General features: G+C 58.6%; 1 protein-coding gene. It reads left to right on the forward strand.

The features are described 5' to 3' along the window. Positions 1-1,443 (forward strand): CDGSH iron-sulfur domain-containing protein (locus ACHAC9_RS24345; protein WP_435764372.1); only part of this gene is annotated, 1,443 nt, incomplete at its 5' end. Positions 1,444-1,651 lie beyond the last annotated feature (208 nt).

The raw sequence follows: 1,651 nt of genomic DNA on the forward strand, positions 1-1,651 counted from the left end.
TTGTTCGTCGGCAGGCCCGAGGCGCAGCTGAGCCATGAGGATGTCTACCTGCCTGGTCTGTGTACGATTGCAAGTCAGGCCGACGCGAGGAGGGCGCTGACCCTGATTGTCGAGCAAGGAGAAGGATCGATCGTTTGCGATGAAAGATCGCACTACGCACGTTTCCGCACGATTCGGAAACAGTGGCAAGCGCTTGAGCAACGACGCCCTGACTTTACACCATACCGCAATGCGGCTCGCCACCCGGTCATGCGTCCGCCAGTATCTAGCGACGAGCGTGTTCATATCGTGGCTGAACCAGCGGTGTCGTTGCTCGACGCAGGCAATGCAAGCTATTTTCTAATGCTGCGTTTGTTTGCACTGATGAGCGATATGCCTAACTGCCTGCTGCCGCGGTCCGCTGTTATGGCGCAAGCGATGACTCTAATGCATGCCCTTGCCGACATTGGCACGGCCTTGACGACTTTGCCAGCCAACGAAGCGCATCCGGGCGTGATGGCAGGTCTCACGTTCAGTCTGTCGCGCACCGCAATTGGGTTCGAATCGCCCGATTCAGCCGCATGGCTAATCGCCGAAAGAATGGACTTGCTTGCAATACATGCAGACATCGGTGCAAGTACATTGCCCGCGCTCGCACAGCTTGGCCACAAGTTGCGCGAAGCCGCTCGCGCATGGCGCCAGGCGCACGGTGTAAAGCTGGCGTCCGAAAAAACGCTGCGTCCTGACGTGCAGCCTGGCCTAGCCTCTCACTTGGCCGCTTTTCCACCGAGCCTAGATCCGCAGGCGCAGATTGAAGTCGTCAAGGGCAAGACGGGGACGCTCTATTTCGACCCGAGCCGTTGCGTGCATTCGCGCCACTGTGTGCTGGAAGAGCCAGCCGTCTTTAAGGCCAACCAGGAGGGTTCCTGGATATTTCCTGACAATGCTACGCCGGAGCGCCTGGCGCGCGTTGCACGCAATTGTGTTTCAGGAGCGATTCGCTACGAACGGCGCGATGGCGTCGATAACGAAAGTGCGCCGCCTGTCAACCTAGTCCATATGCGCCAAAACGGTCCACTTGCGCTCAATGCCGCGATCAGGATCGTATCGGCCGACGGTGCCGCGAGCGATGAACTCCGGGTGGCGCTGTGTCGCTGCGGCCAGTCGAAGAACAAGCCATTTTGCGATCAATCACACCTTGCCGCAGGCTTCACCGCGTCAGGCGAGGCGCTTACCCGGCCGTTTCCCGATCTGGAGCAGCGCGATGGAACGCTGGTGGTTACCCCTTTGCATAATGGCCCACTCGATATCCGTGGCGCCGCAGAAATTTGCACCGGCACCGGGCGCACTGTTGATCGCACGCTAGCGGTCCGCTTGTGCCGTTGTGGAAACTCGATGGACAAGCCATTTTGCGATGGCAGTCATCGTGCGGCTGGTTTTTTGGCAAATGGGACCGGCGTCTGACGCCCCATTATTCATTTCATTACGCATGAAATCGCGGGATCACCCTTCCTTGCACGGTTCGGCTCAGCGGCACTCACTGCTTCTGTGGGTCTGCTCTGATTCACAAGCGGACGCTACGCAACGTCTGCAACAAGCTAGAAGCAATGGGATGGACTCCTCCTCCCCCTGAGGGCACGTTAGTGCCAAACTGGAGTTTACACACAACCGC

The organism is Massilia sp. CMS3.1 (assembly GCF_051262535.1).
Classification (GTDB): domain Bacteria; phylum Pseudomonadota; class Gammaproteobacteria; order Burkholderiales; family Burkholderiaceae_D; genus Telluria.